The organism is Haloarcula amylolytica JCM 13557 (assembly GCF_000336615.1).
GTDB lineage: Archaea > Halobacteriota > Halobacteria > Halobacteriales > Haloarculaceae > Haloarcula > Haloarcula amylolytica.
In genome coordinates, this window is record NZ_AOLW01000010.1 from 167,343 (window position 1) to 186,260 (window position 18,918).

Below are 18,918 nucleotides of genomic sequence, written 5' to 3' on the forward strand. Positions count from 1 at the left end.
GTCCGAACTGGCAGAGGAACTGGATGCGAGCAGAAGCGCGAGTACTACATCCACTTTGGGAGGATTTCGTCCTATTGATAGACTATATACAGCTATATCGCGTTTACAATTCTTAGAGTGCAAAGATACGAGTGATTTAACGCATATATGAAAGTAAAAAGCCAGAAGTAGTATAGTATATCCGAATCTAACTACAAAGACCGATACAAGCGCAATATATGGCGATATACACGACTCAATTATCCCCAGACAGAGGTGTGTCCGGACACTACCGGGCTCGGTCCACCAGGACTGCCCGCTGAGTTGCGTGAACAGTCGCCGAACCTGTCATACCGACTGCTCGACTGTCGTGTCTGGTAGTCGCTCGGCGACAACCTCGATAGGATGCGGTGGAATCTCGTCGACGCCGTCCCGGTCGCCCAGTTGGGAGCGACAGGACCCGCCGGGCGCGACGACGCGGTCGCCGTCGCTTTCCTCGACCTTGTCGAACAGCAGTCGCCCGATAGTCTTCGAGAGGTCGTAGTGCTCGTCGTGGTAGCCGAAACTTCCGGCCATGCCACAGCACGTCGAGTCCAGCGGGTCGACCTCGTAGCCGACGCGGCGCATGACGCCGACGGCGTGGTGGTCCTTGTTGGTCCCCTTCTGGTTGCAGTGGCCGTGATAGCTGACCGCGCCAGCGGCCCCGAGCGAGCGGTCCTCGACCGGCAGCGCGTCGTCAATACGGAAGGTATCGAGATATTCCAGCACGCCATAGGCGCTGTCTGCCACCCGCGAAACCGCAGGGCCGTCGAGCAGGTCGCGGTACTCGTCTTGGAACATCACGGCGTCGGACGGCTCGACGAACACGACGTCCCAGCCCTCCGCGACGCGGTCGGCAAGTCGGGTGGTGTTCGTCTCGGCCCGCTCGCGGGCCTGGTCCAGCATCCCGGTGGAGTACGCCGCCCGCCCGGACGGCGCGGTGTTGTCCGGAATGGCGACGTGGACGCCCGCGGCTTCGAGGGTTTCGACGGCGGCCTTACCGGCGGCCGGGTACGAGTAGTTCGTGTACGTGTCGGGGAACAGCAGGACTCTGCGGTCGGCCTCGGCTCGCGAGACGGTCGAGCCGCCGCGGTCGTCGAACCAGTCCTGCAGCGTCTCCCGGCGGAAGGTCGGGAGCTCGCGCTCCGGCGCAATGCCGAACAGTTTCTGCATGACGACCCGCGCGCCCGGGATGTTCGTCGCCCAGTTCGAGACCGGGGCCAGCGCCGACCCGACCTTCGAGGCCGTGTCGATGTTGGCGAATAGGCGCTCCCGGAGGCTAGTCCCCTCCGCTTCGTGGTGTTGGTGTTTCAGCTCGGTCTTGAGTTTCGCCATGTCGACGCCGGTCGGACAGTCGCTCTTGCAGCCCTTGCAGCCGACACAGAGGTCGAGCACTTCCTCCTGGAAGCGCTCGGAGTGGATCTCGTCTTCGTCCAGGTCGCCGCTGATGGCCGACCGGAGGAGGTTCGCTCGGCCGCGCGTCGTCTGCACCTCCTCTTCAGAGGCCCGGTACGTGGGGCACATCACGTCACCGTCGGTCTGTCGGCAGGTCCCACAGCCGTTACACAGTTCGACCAGCTCGGAGAAGCCGCCCTCGTCCTCGAAGTCGAGCGCCGTCTGTGGCTCCAGGGACTGGTAGTCCGGGCCGTACCGGAGGTTCTCGCGCATATCCGCGCCGACGCCCCGGTCGGCATCGGGGCCGATGTCCTCCGGCCCCTCTCGGTAGACGACGTTGCCGGGGTGCATCCACCACTGCGGGTCGAAGGCCGTCTTGACCTGCTTGAACGCGTCCCAGAGCTCCTCGCCGTACATTTTGGGCGTGAACTCTGTCCGAGCCATCCCGTCGCCGTGCTCGCCGGAGAACGACCCGTTGTGTTCGAGCACGAGGTCGGTCACGTCGTCGGTGATGGAGTGCATATCCTCGATACCCGACATCTCTTTCAGATTGAGGATGGGCCGGATGTGGAGCGTGCCGGACCCGGCGTGGGCGAAGTAGGCGGCCGACGTGTCGTGGTCGGCCAGTATCTCCTCGAACTTCTCGACGTACTCGGCGAGTTCGGCCGGCGGGACCGTCGCGTCCTCGATGAACGGGTACGGCTTGGGGTCGCCGTCCAGCGACATCAGGAGCGGAATCGCCGCCTTCCGGAGTTTCCAGAGGTCGGCCTGGTCCGCGTCGGTGTAGGCTTCGACTACGTCGAAGGCCGTCCCGTTGTCCAGGAACCGCTCGTTGGTCCGGGCGATGGCCGCCTCGAAGTCGTCGTGGAGCTCCGAGTCGTATTCGAGCATCAGTGCAGCCGCTGCGCGGTCGGGAATCGGATCGACGTACTCGGCGTAGCCGTCTGACTCGGCCGCGAGCCGGAACACCTCGTCGTCCATCAACTCCACGGCGCTGACGTCGTAGTCAAGCGCGACCGGGACGGCCCGCATCGCGTCCGCGAGCGTATCGAAGCAGTACAGCGCCAGGGCAGTCTCCTCGGGAACTGTCACCAGCGAGAGTTCGGCTTCGACGATGACACCCAGTGTTCCCTCGCTCCCGACGAACAACTTCGCGAGGTTCAGCACCTGCTCGCCGTCGTCGTTCTCGTAGATGACGCGGTCGAGGTTGTAGCCTGAGACCCGACGCTTGAGGTCGGGATAACGGGCCTCGATTTCGTCGGCGTTCTCCTCGACGATTTCGCGGACTGTTCGATAGATTTCGGCCTCGCGGTCGTCCTTGCTCACGATGTCGTCCCACTCCGGCGAGTCGATGACGACCTCGCGGGCGTGGATGAGCGAGCCGTCCGAGAGGACGGCTTTCACCGCGTCCGTGTAGGCGTCGGTGATACCGTACCTGACGGAGTGTGCGCCGGTGGAGTTGTTCCCGATGCCGCCGCCGACCGAGGCGCGGTTCGACGACGCCGGGTCCGGGGCGAACTTCAGGCCGTACTCGGCCAGCGTATCGTCCAGGTCGTCCTGCACCACGCCGGGCTGGATGTGCGCCGTCCGCTCGTCCGGCCGGATGTCGAGAATCCCGTCCATGTGCCGGGACATGTCCAGGACGACACAGCCCGGTCCGACGGCCTGTCCCGCGAGCGACGACCCGGTCCCACGGGGCATGATCGGAACGCCGTGGTCCGTCGCCACTTCGACGGCCGCCCGCACGTCGTCGATGTCAGTCGGGTACACGACCCCTGCCGGTTCGGCGCGGTAGATGCTTCCGTCTGTCGCGTACAGAACACGGGCGTATTCGTCGAACTCCACCCCACCCGAGACCCGCGAGCGAAGCTCGGCCGCCAGGTCCCGATACGCGTCGACATCCGGTCGATTCAGGTCCAGTTCCTGTGCCGACCAGGTGTCCTCGACGTTTTCGATCGCCATACACGTATTCAGGAGTAATAATCATTAAAATCTGTGGCATGCGGTCACAATTCACTTTGGGTAGCCCACCAGCTATTTACCCCGGGGCGTCGGAAGCGTTGTATGGGCAATGCAAGCGTACTCCACATGTGCCTGAACGTGGCCGACGCCGACGAATCGATCGCGTTCTACGCACAGTTCGGCTTCGAGGAGTCCTGGCAGTTCACCACGCCGGATGGCCAGACGACCAACTACTACGTGGCCGACGACAACGGCGTCGAACTGCAACTCTCGGAGACAGCGGGGGAGACGAGCTTCGAGATGGGCAGCGGCTGGGACCACCTCGCGCTCGGCGTGGACGACGTCGACGCGACGGTCGACCGCATTGACCACCACGGCGTCATCAAAGAGCCCGGTCCACAGCCGGAGGCCGGCGCGTACACGGCCTTCGTCGCGGACCCCGACGGCCATCATGTCGAGCTCATCGAACCGCTCGAAGACTGAACCGAACCCACGGCGTTTCGAATGACGAAATGCTGGCGATGGCCGCTAGTTCCCGACGGCCGTAGCGCGTTCGACGATGTCAGCGCCGTACATCTCCGCCAGTTCCTCGTGCTGATCCGGCCGGTGCTCGTACACGTCCTGGAACAGCGTGATGGGCGTCTGGGCGGCCTGGTAGGTGGCCTCGTCCCACATCCGGTCCTTGCTGATGTCGACTTCGACGCCGTCGATGACCAGCGTCGCGGCCTGGGTCATGGCGATGGCGCCCTTGCCGGCCTCCTTCGCGGCCTCGAACTCCTCCATGGAGTCGACGATGTCGTTCATGCTGGGGATGTATGCGGTGCGGTCGAGCAGTTCCTCGGTGAGTTCGTCCTTGTCCAGTTCCAGTCGGTCACCACCTGCTTGCAGGACGTAGCTGCCGTCGCTGACCTCCTCAAGCGAGAGGTCGTCGCCGTCGTACACCTGCTTGCCGTCCTGTTCTTCGAGTTCGACCTCTCGGCCGCCAGCTTCGAGGAGCCAGCTCCCAGTCTTCGGCGGGAGCGGGGCCGTGTTCGCTTCCACGACCTGGCCTGGCGTCAGCGACCAGATGCCGGTCATCCCCTTCGCGCGGTTCTCCTTCATCCGCTCGCGGTACCCCTCGACGTCGCGGATGTCGTCGTATGGGCCGTCGACGGCGATGAGGCCCGCGGCGCTGGCACCCCGGGAGGTGTTGTGGCGCAGTTCGGGCCACGGCGGGAGTTCGCCGGTGGGCGTCATCGCGCGCATGTCTTTCGTGTAGTCGACCTCGCCGTCGACGAGCAGGAACATGCGTTCGAGGTTGTTCGAGGGCTTGCCCATCTCCTCGCGCAGGTCACCCATCGCCAGTTCGGCCTCGCCGCTCTCGACGATGACCGACATGGAGAGGCTACCCTCTTCGAGCCCGTGCTCGTGCTCGATGATGGTGAAGAACTCGTCGGCCTTCTTCCAGTCGTCGATGTCGCCGACCTCCGGAATGACGAAGCCGTCGATGTGTTCGACCGCGCCGTTGTCGGGGTCGGCGATCTCCAGCATCTGCTGGAACCCCTGATAGCGGGTCGCCGGAGACTCGCGGTGCCAGACGACGCGCGGGTGGATCTCGCCGGGGAACTCCGCGCCCTGTTCGGCGACGACCTCGATGATGTTCTGGACGCCCTCATCGCGCATGTTCGGTGCCGTCGCGTCCTCGTTGTCCGGGACCCAGACGTCCGGGGCCTGCAGGCCGCGGAGCTGGCCCGCGCTCCGGAGCATCTTCGCGGAATCGTCCTCCCCGTCGACCGCTGTCGGAGAGGTAAAGAACGTTCTGACGAACTCGCGTTCGTAGTGTCGCGTCACACTCATAACTCGTCTCAAAGAGAGCCGACGGAACCGCTTAAATCTACCGTCCGCCATCGAACGAAACACCAGCGAGAGCCGCTGTCTCACTCGCTCCCACGCCGTTCGGAAATGAGAAATATTCACACTTCCTTACCATTAGTGCCTGTTCGCTCGGACGACACAGCGGTCGACGGTGCGCACTGTTCTGTCGGGATCTCGCGACCCTTCGGTCGCCACGCCGCGGCGGTACCGGCGACACCGGTTGCTGGATTCTTGCCGCTGGCTCCGGTTCTCCGTTTCGTATTTTCGAACGCCGTCGTCGGTTCATGGGCCGTGAGACGCTGGTCCGGTGTCACGTACACTCCCGGTAGCTATCGCAGCGACGCTGATACAGTCGATACGGCAATTTTATTCGAGCGGCACCAGAACTGGTGCCTAATGACACGGGCGAAAACGGACTCGGTCCGGGCGACGCAGACCTCGCTGGCGGTACTCTCGGGTATCAAGGCACTCGGCGGGAGCGCCACGCTGGTCGAACTCGCCGACTCACTGGAGCCGGCCAAGAGCACGATATACAAGCACCTAGTGACGCTTGAAGACGAGGGGCTGGTGGTGGAACGGGACGGCGAGTACCGCATCGGGCTCCGGTGGCTGGAGTTTGGCGGCATGGCACAGCGCTACGACGGCATCTACGAGGTGGCCAAGCCTGAAGTTCGACGGATGGCCGTCGAGACCGGCGAACTGGCGAACCTGATGATCGAGGAGCAGGGCTACGGCATCTACATCCACACCACCAGCGGCGACCAGGCGGTCGCGCTCGATACGCGCCTCGGGAAGCGCATCCACCTCCACAAGACCGCTATCGGCAAAGCCCTCCTGTCGAGTTTCGACGACGACCGGGTCGCGGAAATCATCGAGACCCGGGGACTGCCGGCCGAGACGGAAAACACCATCACGGACCGCGAGACGCTGTTCACGGAGCTGGAGACGATCCGAGAGCGGGGGGTCGCCGACGACACCGAGGAACGGGTCGACGGAACCGGTTGCGTCGGGGTCCCTATCGACACCGGCGACCGCCGCGAGGCCGCCATCAGCATCACCGCGCCCATCAACCGGTTGCAGTCGCCGGGCCGCAAAGCACAACTCATCGACACGGTGCAGCAGGCCGCTAACGTCATCGAGGTGAATCTGGCTCACGAATAATCGCTCTGTCTGTTGTCTCGACAGATACACCGAGTTCCGTCGCCGACGGTTGGCCGGTACTGGAAGAGTCTAATACCAGTACAGTTGTTATTCGACGGCCGAATACCCGCTGTCCGTGGTGGACGAGTCTGGCTACTGTAGAGAAATACTCCGCCCTCGATACCCTCATTTAGCTACATAATCGGGCTACTTCAACTCTTTTTAAATATAGTATCTTCTATTTGGGTTCGAAACCTCAAAAACAACTCCGAGTATCGAAGTCGGTATTTATATAATTCTATTACAGAGCTAGCTTGGAGCGTATAGTTGTAGGTGGTTACTACGGTCATCGACCGGTGTCGTCCCCGCGAGGGGTGAACGCTCACCGGTAACACAGGCACACAGCGAGGATGCCGAAGTACGTTACGAGCCCCCAGCACGTCGCGGCGACGACGACCGGGCCCAGAAAGACGGCGAGTCCGCCGGCAACACCCAGGAGTGCGACTGCCGACGTCGTCCGGACGCCGCGGCGCTCCCACAGCGCCGCGACGGGCGTGTCGAGAACGAACAGCGCCTCGACACCCAGTGCGACGGCCACGCCGACGGCGATGGCGGACTCGGACCAGAGCGTCTCAACTGCGCCCGTCTGTCGGAGATACGCGACGAGTGCCAGTCCACAGAGCAGCGCAAACCCGGCGTCGCGTCGGTAGTCGGGCACAGCGGGGGTACACGCCGTAGCCGGAAAGCGATGCTGCCGGCGGCGGCACGCTCGCGGCTACCCCAAGTACAAAGACACTGACAATCGCAGTGAACCTATGCACCATCCTGGACCGCCGCGGTTCGTGGCGACGGGTGACGAGGTCGAACTCGCGCCCCGCGACCCGGACCCGTCGGCGACCTACACCTGGCGACTGACGCAGGCACCGGCGCAATCAACGGTATCGCTCGGAGACGGCCCGGTCGAACACCTCGTCCCCGACGCGCCGGGCAGATACGTCGTCCGACTCACCGCACCGGACGGCGAACACGACCTCACTGTCCGCGCGTTCCCGGGGGCCCTCGAATCGAGCGGGACACACACGTCCGGCCGCTCTGGCGGTCACAGCGGTGGCGTCTCCGGCGGGCAAAGCGGTTCCGGCCGCAGCGGGAGCGGCGAGTACACCGGGGCAGGGGACGGCGGCGACGGCGGCAGTGGCGGCGGCCAGCCACGCCTGACGCTGCGGCCGGACATCGAGGGCGACGAAGCCGTCGTTCGGGCCGACTGCAGTCCCCATCCCGAGGGGACCGAGACGGCCGCCGACCTCGCCGTCGAGTTCCTGCTGGACGACCGTGACGATATCGATGCCGACGCGGTGACCCGGGACGGGACGGCTCTCCGGATTCCGCTGGACGCGCTCCCGGAGCGCGCTCGCATCCACGCCGTCGCGGTCGGAGACCACGGTTACAGCGTGCCCGACGCCGTCGAGTTCACCCGCGACGGGGACGGCGTCGAGACGGTGACGAGCGGCGCGGGGGTCGCCGCCAGACGGCCCTACGATGCGCCGGCCTGGGCCGAGGACTCGGTCATCTACGAGATTTACGTTCGCACGTTCGCCGGCGATAGCGACGAATCGCCCTTCGACGCGATTATCGACCGGCTGGACTACCTCGACTCGCTCGGCGTCGACGCCATCTGGCTCACGCCGGTGTTACAGAACGACCACGCGCCCCACGGCTACAACATCACCGACTTCTTCGAAATCGCGTCGGATCTGGGCACTCGCGCGGACTACGAGCGGTTCGTCGAAGCGGCCCACGACCGCGGGTTCAAGGTGCTGTTCGACCTGGTGTGCAACCACTCGGCGCGGACCCACCCCTACTTCGAGTCCGCCGTCGAAGGCCCGGACAGCGAGTACCGCGACTGGTACGAGTGGCGAAGCGACACCGAGCCGGAGACGTACTTCGACTGGGAGCACATTGCGAACTTCGATTTCGACCACCTGCCGGTCCGCCGGCACCTGCTCGATGCGGTCGCCCAGTGGGCCGAACTGGTCGACGGGTTCCGGTGTGACATGGCCTGGGCCGTCCCGAACAGCTTCTGGCGCGAGATCCACGACTACTGCAAGGACCGCGACAGCGAGTTCCTGCTGCTGGACGAGACCATCCCGTACATCCCAGACTTTCAGGCCGGACTGTTCGATATGCACTTCGACTCGACGACCTACGCCGCGCTCCGGCAGGTCGGCGACGGCGGCGATGCCGAGGCCGTCCTCGGTGCTATCGAGGGGCGGGCGGAGATCGGCTTCCCGGAGCACGCGTCGTTCATGCTGTACGCGGAGAACCACGACGAGACGCGCTACGTCGTCGACTACGGGCGGGACGCCGCCGAGGCCGCCGCGGGTGCGCTGTTCACGCTCCCGGGCGCGCCGCTGCTGTACGCCGGCCAGGAGTTCGGCCAGCGCGGCCGGCGCGACGACCTCGCGTGGGACCACGCCGACGAGGCGCTCCAGTCGTTCGTCAGTGACCTCTCCGCGGTCAGACACGACCAGCCGGCGCTGTCAGCCGACGCGGACCTCCTCCGAATCCCGTACGAGGTCCGGGACGGCCCGTCCGACCGCGTCGTCGCGTACGCACGGACAACTACGGAAGACGCGGCTGTCGTCGTGCTCAACTTCAGTAGTGAACCGTCGACGGTCGGGCTACCAGCCGGGACCGATGATACCGACCTCGTTTCTGGGGAGCATCGTGGGGCCGCTGATAGTGGGGGCGCGACCGTTACGGTCGACAGCGTGGGCGTGTTCCCGGCTGACGAGAGTGCTCTGAACCAGTAGACCGCGCGGGCGGATCTGTTCGGCATCAGCGGCCCCGCTCTCCCGGGATATGCAGCCACTCCCTCGAAGTATCACTAATTTGTCCGAACCACAGGAGTTTATAGAGATTGGTCTGCTTTGATGTGTATGCGGCTTTCGACAGCGCTCAACGAATACAAGCGGACTCGTCACGAGCGCTTTCCAGAAGAACGCAGGACTGTTTCAGGCTCTTTCTCCGGGCACGGTGATCGGCTCGTACACGTCGGCGAAGACGGCACGCTGAAGGACTATTCCGATTCGCTCTCCGGGCTCTCCGGTATTGACCGCTCCAGGCTCGGGGTTATGCTTGGGGACGAAACACGGTGGTTCAGTGACCTGGAAACGATCAGACAGCACTACTACCGCGAGACGCGGCTCGTCGAGACCGAATACGACGCGGGGTCGTTCACGGTCCACCAGTACGATCTGACGCTGGGCCGGGCCCACGTCACGCACGTCGCGATGCGCGGGGCGGTTCCACAGGACGCCAAGCTCGTGGCGTTCGTCACGCTGGCCCCCGACAGCAGCGACAGCGGCGTCGGCTCGCTGATTCACGAAGACGCCGGGCCAGACGACTCGCGCGTACTGGAGGTGTACCATCGGCGAGAGCACGATTACCTCGCCTCGTCGACCGGGCTGGACGCCGTCGCCGGACAGCGGCCGGAACGCCTCGCAGAGATACTCGACGGCAGCCCGATTGCGTTCCCGCGGTCGGAGCCAGTCGAGCGACGCGACCAGACCCGCCTCACCGGTGACTTCCTCGTGACCGCGCCGCTCGACCGGTCCGGTCGCAGCAAGGACACGACGCTCGTCAGCCAGCTTTCGAACCACGACGAGGTCGACCGGGAGACGGCACTCCTCGACCTCGCCGACTGTGTGAGAGAGCACACGACGTCTGACGATCTCCGGCAGGCCGGGCGGGAGCGAACGCGCATCGACGTGGCCGAATCGACACCGCGGTCAGATTCGATACGGATGGACCTGCGGGTGCTTGACCTGCTGTCCTCGCCGACCGGCGGTCGCATCGCCGCCCCGGAGTTCGACCCGTTCTACTCGAACTCCGGCGGCTACGGCTACGTCTGGTTCCGCGACGACGCCTCGGTCTCCCGGCATCTGCTCGAAGCCGGGTCCCGACTCGATATCGACACCGTCGAAATGTTGACCGAGAGCGCGGAGTTCCTCTGTGACAGCCAGCTTTCCGACGGGCGGTGGCCCCACCGCGTCTGGGCCGATACCGGGGCTATCGCGCCGGGCTGGGCCAACGCCAGAGTCGAGCACAACGCCGAATCACCGGAGTATCAGGCCGACCAGACTGCGACCGTCACCGCCTTCCTCGCGACACTGTTGCGAACACACCGCAGCAAGATGGACGCCGAACTGACGGCGATGGTTCGGGAGACAATCGATGCGGCCGTCGACACGCTCATCGAAGACATCGCGGCCAACGACCTGCCCGAGCCGTGTCAGAACGTCTGGGAGGACTCGGTCGGCCAGTTCACGCACACCACTGCGACGTTCATCGAGGCCTTCGCTGCGGTGACCCGCGCCCCCATGCCAGAGTCGGTTTGCGAGCGGAGCCTGGCGGCAGCCGACCGACTGCTTGACGGGCTGAATACCCTCTGGGACGATGACCTGGGCGTGTACGTGATGGGGCTGACCAACGGGACGCCGGACCACCGCATCGACGCCGCGGGGCTCCACCTCGCGGACGCGCTACAGGAGTACGACAGCGTCGAGTCGACCTCGCTTGCTGACCAGCACATCATCCGCCTGGCCGACCACGTAAGTACGACGCTCGATACGCTCTTTCGGAACCCCACCGAGAGCCGGGTCGCGGGACTGGCCCGCTACGAGGGCGACCGCTGGCGGACCGGTCATCAGGACAGCGAGAAGGTCTGGACGGTTACGACGGCGATGGGGGCCCTCGCCGCCGCCCGCGTCGGCGACATGCTGAACGACCGCGACGGGAGCGGCGACGCCTACCTCGACCGCGCGAGCGACCTCTACGAACTACTCGACGACGACGGCCCGCTCACGTCCGATGCCGGCTACCTCGCCGAACAGGCCTTCGACGACGGCGACCTCGACAGCGCGACACCGCTTGGCTGGTCGCACGCGTTGCGGCTCCACGCGACTGCGCGTCTGGGAGACCTGAACGCGCTCCCCACGACATCGGCGGGAACCGAGGGGCCGAGCGAGCGCCCGACCTGGACGACCGGAGAGAAGTACGGCGTCGGCACCGTCGCCGACCACGACGAGCAAGACCCCTCGCGCGTGTGGTTCACGCTCACCGAGGGCGCGCTGACGGAGGCCCGCTACCCGCAGGTCGACCTGATGAACCTGCGGACGCTGGATTTCCTGGTCCGGTGTACGGACGAGACGGATTATGCCGTCCGGACCCATCGCGAGAACCGCCGGACCGACGACAGCGTCAGGCGACGCGTCGAACCCGTCGACGACGAGGCGCTCCTCTATCGCCACGTCTTCACCGAGACCGGGGACGGCCGGGGCCACGAGTGGACGCTGACCGTCGACTACGCGACCGACCCCGAACACGACGCCATCGTCGCCGACGTGTCCTTCAGCGCCGAGGACGGCAAGTCCTACGACGTGTTCTCCGTCGCCGACATCGCGCTCACCAGCACGGTGACCGAGGACCGCGCAATCAGATACGGCCAGCCAGGGAGCTACCACCTCGTCGGCCGGAACCCGCGGGCCTACACCGACGAGACGGACAACGACCTGCTCGTCGACGAGAACGGCGACGCCTACTCCATCGCCGTGGCGATGGCCGCGGCCGGGCGCTTCGACTGGGCCACCGTCGGCGCGGCCGGCAGCGACCGCCTCGACGGGCTGTACTCCGACGGTGACCTCCCGGACCCGGTCGAATCAATCGACGGGACGAACCTCGTCCTCATCGGGCGGCTGGACTCGGGAACCAGAGTCAGCGACACGGTCGCGCTCGGCTTCGCACGGCAGGCCGACACCGCCGCCGCGCTGGGCGAAGCCGACGGCGCGCTCGACCGCGGCTACGAGACGGTCAGCGCCGAGTACGCCGACAGCTGGGCCGACTTCCTCTCGGACAAGCCACTCCCGGAGTCGGTCGCCGGCGACGAGGACCTGGCGAACCAGTACAGAACCGCGCTGATGACGCTGCTAGCGGTCGAGGACAAGACCTACCGCGGCGCGTCCATCGCCTCGCCGTCAGTGCCGTGGGGCGAGGCCGTCCACGCCGAGGAGCCCAAGGGCTACGGCTACAACTTCGTCTGGTCCCGGGACCTGTATCAGGTGTTCAGCGTGTTCGACGCCATCGGGTCGCTGGACATCGCCACGGAGCAACTGGAGTACATCTACGAGTACCAGCAGGACGAGGCCGGCTTCATCCCGCAGAACACCTACGTCAACGGGACGACCCGCTGGGGCGGCGAACAGATGGACAACATCTCGTTCCCGCAGGTGATGGCGTACCGCCTCGCCGAGGGCGGCGTCGACTTCGAGGACGTCGAGTACAGCTACGAGAACGTCCGGCGGTCGGCCGAGTACGTCGTCCGCCACGGCCCCGAAACGGCACAGGAGCGCTGGGAGGAGGAGGCCGGCTTCTCGCCGTCCTCGATTGCGGCCGAGATCGCCGGGCTCGCGTGTGCGGCGAAGCTCGCGCTCGACACTGGACACGAGGCCGACGCGCTCGTCTGGCTGTCGCTGGCCGACCAGTGGGCGAACAACGTCGAGGCCTGGACCGCGACCGAGACCGGGACCGAACGCCACACCACCACGCCCTACTACACGCGGGTCACGCTCGATGGGAACCCCGAGATGGGCCACCTCCGCACGCTCGCCAACGACGGCCCGACGCTGGACGAACGCAACATCATCGACGGCGGCTTCCTCGAACTCGTCCGGCTGGGTGTCAAGCCCGATGACGACGAGACCATCCGGAACTCGCTCGTCGAGGTCGACGACACAATCAGCGTCGACACGGAGCATGCGCCCGGGTTCTACCGGTACAACGGCGACGGCTACGGCGAACGCGGCCGGGACGATCAGGGTGCGCCGTGGACGGTCGAACACAAGGGGAAGGGTCGCCTCTGGCCGCTGCTCACCGGCGAGCGCGCCGAGTACGAACTCCACCGTGACGACCCGGACATCCCGCCCGAGAACTGCCTCCGGATGATGCAGGACGTGGCGAACTCCGGCCGGATGATCGCCGAACAGATATGGGACCGGGGCCACGCGACCGACTACGACTGGGAGTTCGCCGAAGGGACCGGCTCGGCGACGCCGCTGGCGTGGTCGATGGCCCAGTACGTCCGGCTGGCGCATGGCATCAGCGCCGGCGAACCGGTCGAGACGCCCGCGTTCGTCGACGACCGCTACCGGGAGCGCCGAGCCCACACGCCCGACCGCAGCCCCGCGCTCCGCGTCGACACGCAGTTCCGCGGGAACGAACTGGTCGTCTCCGGCGAGACGACCGGTGTCTGTGTCGTCGTCAAGACCCCTGCCGACATCACGTACATCCCCGTCGAAGACCGGGAGTTCGAAGTCGCGGTCGACGTCGACCCCGGTGAGAACCAGGTGATCGTTGCCGCCGCGGACGACGAGGACCTGGTAACCGCCGGGACAACCGTCTGGCAGCTCAACCTCTAGCCACTCCAACAAGTAGTTACCACTTTATAACTCGGGTCTGACTGTGGGATATGGACGCGATAGTTCTAGCTGGCGGCTACGCGACACGGCTGTGGCCGATCACCCGTCGTCGACCGAAGATGCTGCTCCCGGTCGGCGAGACGACGGTTATCGATGGAGTTCTGCAATCACTCGAAGCCGACGACCGAATCGAGACGACGTACCTGAGCACGAACGAGGCCTTCGCCGACGAGTTCGAGGCTCACATCGACGAGATGGGCTACGAGAAGGTCCAGCTCTCCGTCGAGAGCACAGCGGACGAAGACGAGAAGTTCGGCGTCGTCGGCGCGCTCGCGCAACTGATCGACCGCGAGGGTATCGACGACGACCTGTTTGTCATCGGTGGCGACAACCTCATCGGCTTCGACCCATCGGAGTTTCTGGATTTCTTCGAGGAGCGCGACGGGCCGGCACTCGCCGCCTACGACGTGGGCTCACGGGAGAAAGCCAAGTCCTACGGGCTCGTCGAACTCGACGGCGAGCGCGTCGTCGACTTCCAGGAGAAGCCTGACAACCCCAAGAGCACGCTCGTCTCGATTGCCTGCTACGCCTTCCCGGCCGATTCGCTCCGCTTCGAGGAGTACCTCTCGGGCGACAACAACCCCGACGAACCGGGCTGGTACATCGACTGGCTGCAACAGCAGGAGCCGGTGTCCGCGTTCACCTTCGACGACGTCTGGTTCGACATCGGGACGCCGGAGTCGTACTTCGAAACGGTCGAGTGGAAACTCGATGGCGGGTCGCTCATCCACCCCGACGCGACCGTCGAGAACTCCGAGATCGGTGACACCGTCCATGTGATGGCCGGGGCGGAAGTGACCGACAGCAGCCTCGACCGGGCCATCGTCTTCCCGGACGCCGAGGTCCACGACTGCGATATCGACGAAACGATTCTCGGTGAGGACGTCCACGTCGAGGGGTACAACATGTCCGGGTCGCTCATCATCAACCGCTGATGGCTCGCGGCGATGGGGCCACCGTTCGAGTACAGGACGCGACACGATTCGCCGCCAGCCACCACACCGCTGGCGAAGGACTAAGTGACACAGCGCCGTTTACTCGCCGTACGCAAGCTACTTGACAACATGGCACAATCAGAAACGGAGCCAGTCACGTTCGAGATGACAATCGACGACGGCCGGACCAGAATCGACGTCTCGGGCGACCGCGACACGGCCGTCGTGGTCCGCTCGAAATCGGGCGAGAAGATATACCTGCCGCCGGAGGACTTCGACCGCCCCCCAGAGGACAGGCAGACACCGTACGACAGCCCCTACCAGTCGGCTGACGGGACCGCCGACAGCCCCTATCGGACCCAAACCGATACGACATCCGTAACGGGGCTGGAGCCGACCGCCGACGGCTATCTGATCGTTCATCCGGAACCGGTCACGGACGTTCGCTTCCTCCGGTGAACGCCCGGCCACCGTCAGGCGTCGTTCAGAACCTCGTGGTAGAACTCGACGTGTTCGTCGGCTACTTCCTCCCAGGTCCGAACATCGTAGTCGATGGGTGTCGACAGCGATAGCGCGTGCTCGATCCCCTCGGCGATGGAGTCCGAATCGGGTTCGACTTCGATGACGCAGTCCTCGTTGAGGAGTTCGGCGGCCCCGCTCTCGCAGGCGACGACGCGCGTCCCGACCGACAGCGCTTCGACGATGGTGATGCCGAACGGCTCCGCCAGCGAGGGCGAGACGAACAGGTCCGCGCTGTTGTAGTAGTCCCCGAGTTCCGACTGGGGGAGATACCCCGGGAAGTAGACTCGGTCCTCGACGCCCAGCAGCTCCGCGAACCGTTCGAGCTGTTCAGTGAGATGCCCCGAGCCACCGAGTACCAGGCTGACGTCGTCCCGACCGAGCTTCGAGAGCGCGTACAGCAGGTACGACAGCCCTTTCTGGTCGGTGTGTCGGCCGACGAAAAACAGCATCTTCCCGTCGATACCGAGTTCCGCTTTGATGTCCCGGCCCGTCGGCTCCACCGACGAGAACCCGTTGTAGATGACCGTCGAGTCGGCGTCGTACTGCTCGCGGATCCGTCGCTGCGTGAACTCGCTCACCGCGACGAGGTGGTCGGAGCGGTTGGCGACCCGCTGTTCCGTCTCGACTTCCCGCTGTGGCGGGGTCACGTTCCGGTCCGCCGACAGCGAGTGGAAGGTCGAGATCCATTCGACGTCGTGGGCCGATTTGGCTCGCGAACCGGGGTTGTAGCCGAACCAGTCGTTCGTGTGGATAATGTCGGCGTCGGCCGCCTCGTCGGCGAACTCCCCGGCCAGCCGGCCGATGCGGGTGATGATGTCGCCGCTTCCCGTCGAGACGCCGTGGATGCCGTCGCGGTCCGGCGGCGCGTACTCCGCGGGCAACACCAGTTCGAACTCGACGTCGTCTCTCGGTTCGAGCTGTTCGAACAGCTCCCCGATAGCGGTATCAAGCCCGCCGGTGATGTTGGGTGGGAACCCCCAGCCAAGCATCAGAACGTTCGGTGGCATCTCTGTAACTGGCTCTCTCACCATAGCATCAAATGGATACAATATATATGTTTGCGTGCGCCCTTCTCCGGCCCCGCAAGCAGACACGATGGCAGTCACCGACCCCGCCCATTGAAATGCCTGTCAGAGCAACAGGTGCGTATGCAATTCGAACGGCAGAGTGGCGTGTTTCTCCACCAAACGTCGCTCCCGGGACCGCACGGCATCGGCGACCTCGGTGCTGGTGCACGGGCGTTCGTCGACTTCCTCGACCGGGCCGACCAGTCGCTGTGGCAGTTCTGTCCCCTCGGTCCCACGGCGAGCATCCACGGAAACTCTCCGTACCAGTCGTCGTCCGCCTTCGCCGGAAACCCGCTGCTCATCGACCTCCGCGACCTCGTCGACCGCGGCTATCTCACAGCGGACGAGATCGACCCGCCTGAGGATTTCTCACAACAGCACGTCAAGTACGACCGCGTGACCGAGTTCAAGGAGGCCCGGCTCCGGGACGCGTACGAGAGCTTCGACGAGAGCGCAAGCGACGCGGACCAGCAGTCGTTCGCCGAGTTCTGCGAGCGCGAGGCCGGCTGGCTGGACGACTACGCGCTGTTCACGGCGCTGAAAGCCGAGTTCGACGATGCCGGCTGGATGGACTGGCCGGACGATATCAGAACGCGAGAGCCGGCGGCCGTGGAGCGATACCGGGACGAACTGGCCGACGACGTGCGCTACCACAAGTTCGTCCAGTGGTGCTTCGACAGCCAGTGGCAGGCGCTGGCCGAGTACGCGGCCGAGCGGGACATTGGCCTCGTCGGTGACCTTCCCATCTACGTCGGCCTCGACTCGGCGGATGTCTGGGCGTATCCAGAGGTGTTCCGACTTGACGACGACCACCACCCTGCAGCGGTGGCGGGCGTCCCGCCCAATCCCGGCGACGACGGCCAGCGGTGGGGGAACCCCGTCTACGACTGGGACGCCCTCCGTGCGAACGACTACGGCTGGTGGGTCGACCGCTTCGAACGGCTGTTCGACCTCGTCGACATCGCCCGCATCGACCACTTCAAGGGCTTCGACGAGTTCTGGTCGATTCCGGCCGAAGCGGACGACCCGGCCGCCGGGCAGTGGCGCGACGGCCCCGGCGCGCACTTCTTCGAGACGGTCAGGGACAGGCTCGGCGACCTGCCCTTTTTCGTCGAGGACCTGGGCTTTCTCGACGAGAGCATCGTCGCGCTCCGGGACCAGTTCGGCTTCCCCGGCATGCGCGTGCCGCAGTACGCCGACTGGTGCGAGGAGGGGCACATGTACCAGCCGATGCACTACCCGGAGTCTGCCGTCGGCTACACCTCGACCCACGATACCGACACCATCGTCGGCTACTATCGCGACCTTTCGGACCGCCAGCGCGACTGTCTCCACTACAACCTTGGCACCGACGGCGACGAAATCAACTGGGACCTCATCGAGGCGGTGTGGAACTCGAACGCCGTCGTCGCGATGACGACCATGCAGGACCTGCTCGGCCTCGACAGCGACGCCCGGTTCAACGTCCCCGGCACGGCGACCGGGAACTGGCAGTGGCGGGTGAGCGAAGCGGCCCTCGACGCCGATGTTGCCGAGCGGCTCCGCCAAGTCACCGACAGAACGATCCGCTAAATACCTTCAGAACTGGAGGATGCCGTCTTCCGTGACGACCGTATCGAGCAGCCGGGTCGGCGTCGCGTCGTAGCCCGGGTTCCCGATGTCGAACCCCTCCGGCGGTTCGAGCATCACGTCGGCCCCTTGCCGGAACGTGTTCCTGAAGGTGAAGCCGCTCCCGATAAACTTCGACGAGGTCCCGACGACGGTCACGGGGACGTCCATCTCGTTGGCCGTCGCGGCCAGCGGCAACGTTCCGATGCGGTTGTACACCACGTCGTCGATGAGGCAGTTCATCCCGACGAAGACGCGGTCGGCCTCCGAGAGGTAGTGGCCCGCCGCGCCGTCGACGATGAGCGTCACGTCGGCCCCGTCCCGGTCGGCCAACTGGCGGGCAGTCCGACGGCCCAGGAAATGCGGCCGCGACTCTCTGGCGTACAGGTGGAACTCCTTGCCGTCGTCAAGCGCCGCCATGAGCGTCGCCATCACCGTCGAGGAGTTCTCGTGAGTCACCAGCACGTCGCCGTCGTCGATGAGCGTCGCCGCCCGCTCCGCCGCGCGGTCCTTGCTGGTCTCGATTTCCGTGACGACCTCGTCGATTGTGTCGAGCAATCGCTCCTTGGCCGACGAGACAGAGTCGGGGTCAGCGTCTTTCAGGTCTGTGACGATGCGTTGCTGTGTGGTGTACAGCGGCGCGTGCGAGCGGTTCGCCCGCTGGAGCGCGCTACTGTTGCGCTCGACCACGCGGAGGAAGTCCTCGACCGTGTGGCACTCGCGGTCTGTTAGCTCGCGGAGCGCCTTCGCAGCTTTCACGGCGGCAATCGAGGAACTCTGTGTCTCCATCTCCTCGATCTGCCGCACGGTCTCGTTTATCATGAGTGTACGTGCGGTTGCCTCCCTTATAACGCTACAGCCGGCTGACAGCCCGTTCCCGCGGCT

12 protein-coding genes are annotated in these 18,918 nt (G+C 65.3%); 7 read left to right on the plus strand and 5 right to left on the minus strand.

The genetic code is table 11. From position 1 onward, the window contains the following. Positions 1-327: 327 nt before the first annotated feature. A complete protein-coding gene (locus C442_RS04405; RefSeq protein WP_008308150.1) occupies positions 328-3,375 on the minus strand; it encodes an FAD-binding and (Fe-S)-binding domain-containing protein in 3,048 nt (1,015 codons plus the stop codon). A gap of 102 nt (positions 3,376-3,477) precedes the next feature. On the opposite strand from C442_RS04405, the gene C442_RS04410 reads away from it, so the two are divergent. After that, on the plus strand, positions 3,478-3,858 hold the full coding sequence (locus tag C442_RS04410) for a VOC family protein (protein WP_008308151.1): 381 nt from the start codon (positions 3,478-3,480) through the stop codon (positions 3,856-3,858). Between the two features lie 45 nt (positions 3,859-3,903). Here the strand turns inward: C442_RS04410 and aceB are convergent, their stop codons facing one another. Further along, a complete protein-coding gene (gene aceB / locus C442_RS04415) occupies positions 3,904-5,211 on the minus strand; it encodes a malate synthase AceB (protein ID WP_008308153.1) in 1,308 nt (435 codons plus the stop codon). 414 nt (positions 5,212-5,625) lie between these two features. Between aceB and C442_RS04420 the strand changes: the two genes are divergently transcribed. Further along, positions 5,626-6,390, plus strand: coding sequence for an IclR family transcriptional regulator (locus C442_RS04420; RefSeq protein ID WP_008308155.1), 765 nt, complete (start codon positions 5,626-5,628; stop codon positions 6,388-6,390). Positions 6,391-6,751: 361 nt separating this feature from the next. Here the strand turns inward: C442_RS04420 and C442_RS04425 are convergent, their stop codons facing one another. Further along, a complete protein-coding gene (locus tag C442_RS04425; RefSeq protein ID WP_008308157.1) occupies positions 6,752-7,087 on the minus strand; it encodes a hypothetical protein in 336 nt (111 codons plus the stop codon). Positions 7,088-7,184: 97 nt separating this feature from the next. Between C442_RS04425 and malA the strand changes: the two genes are divergently transcribed. From malA to C442_RS04445, 4 genes are all read left to right on the plus strand, one after another. Next, complete coding sequence (gene malA / locus C442_RS04430) at positions 7,185-9,179, plus strand: alpha-amylase MalA (RefSeq protein ID WP_008308159.1); 1,995 nt, start codon at positions 7,185-7,187, stop codon at positions 9,177-9,179. A 126-nt stretch (positions 9,180-9,305) separates the two neighbouring features. Next, complete coding sequence (locus C442_RS04435) at positions 9,306-13,841, plus strand: glycoside hydrolase family 15 protein (protein WP_008308162.1); 4,536 nt, start codon at positions 9,306-9,308, stop codon at positions 13,839-13,841. A gap of 50 nt (positions 13,842-13,891) precedes the next feature. Continuing rightward, complete coding sequence (locus tag C442_RS04440; protein WP_008308165.1) at positions 13,892-14,836, plus strand: sugar phosphate nucleotidyltransferase; 945 nt, start codon at positions 13,892-13,894, stop codon at positions 14,834-14,836. 129 nt (positions 14,837-14,965) lie between these two features. Continuing rightward, positions 14,966-15,295 (plus strand): DUF7510 family protein, encoded by a 330-nt coding sequence (locus C442_RS04445; protein ID WP_008308167.1) that lies wholly within the window; start codon positions 14,966-14,968, stop codon positions 15,293-15,295. A gap of 14 nt (positions 15,296-15,309) precedes the next feature. On the opposite strand, the gene C442_RS04450 is transcribed toward C442_RS04445, so the two are convergent. After that, a complete protein-coding gene (locus C442_RS04450) occupies positions 15,310-16,365 on the minus strand; it encodes a glycosyltransferase family 4 protein (RefSeq protein ID WP_008308168.1) in 1,056 nt (351 codons plus the stop codon). 135 nt (positions 16,366-16,500) lie between these two features. Here C442_RS04450 and malQ point away from each other — a divergent pair, with 135 nt between their 5' ends. Then, complete coding sequence (gene malQ, locus C442_RS04455; RefSeq protein ID WP_080504280.1) at positions 16,501-17,997, plus strand: 4-alpha-glucanotransferase; 1,497 nt, start codon at positions 16,501-16,503, stop codon at positions 17,995-17,997. A gap of 6 nt (positions 17,998-18,003) precedes the next feature. On the opposite strand, the gene C442_RS04460 is transcribed toward malQ, so the two are convergent. Next, positions 18,004-18,855: a translation initiation factor eIF-2B gene (locus tag C442_RS04460; protein WP_008308170.1), complete on the minus strand. Its 852-nt coding sequence runs from the start codon at positions 18,853-18,855 to the stop codon at positions 18,004-18,006. Positions 18,856-18,918: the final 63 nt, after the last annotated feature.

What these genes read in the sequence shown, in the direction of transcription:
- C442_RS04435 (WP_008308162.1), top strand. Translation starts at nt 9,306, where the DNA reads ATGCGGCTTTCGACAGCGCTCAACGAATACAAGCGGACTCGTCACGAG.
- C442_RS04445 (WP_008308167.1), top strand. Translation starts at nt 14,966, where the DNA reads ATGGCACAATCAGAAACGGAGCCAGTCACGTTCGAGATGACAATCGAC.
- C442_RS04420 (WP_008308155.1), top strand. Translation starts at nt 5,626, where the DNA reads ATGACACGGGCGAAAACGGACTCGGTCCGGGCGACGCAGACCTCGCTG.
- C442_RS04460 (WP_008308170.1), bottom strand. Translation starts at nt 18,855, where the DNA reads ATGATAAACGAGACCGTGCGGCAGATCGAGGAGATGGAGACACAGAGT.
- C442_RS04450 (WP_008308168.1), bottom strand. Translation starts at nt 16,365, where the DNA reads ATGCCACCGAACGTTCTGATGCTTGGCTGGGGGTTCCCACCCAACATC.
- C442_RS04405 (WP_008308150.1), bottom strand. Translation starts at nt 3,375, where the DNA reads ATGGCGATCGAAAACGTCGAGGACACCTGGTCGGCACAGGAACTGGAC.
- C442_RS04410 (WP_008308151.1), top strand. Translation starts at nt 3,478, where the DNA reads ATGGGCAATGCAAGCGTACTCCACATGTGCCTGAACGTGGCCGACGCC.
- malA (WP_008308159.1), top strand. Translation starts at nt 7,185, where the DNA reads ATGCACCATCCTGGACCGCCGCGGTTCGTGGCGACGGGTGACGAGGTC.
- C442_RS04440 (WP_008308165.1), top strand. Translation starts at nt 13,892, where the DNA reads ATGGACGCGATAGTTCTAGCTGGCGGCTACGCGACACGGCTGTGGCCG.
- aceB (WP_008308153.1), bottom strand. Translation starts at nt 5,211, where the DNA reads ATGAGTGTGACGCGACACTACGAACGCGAGTTCGTCAGAACGTTCTTT.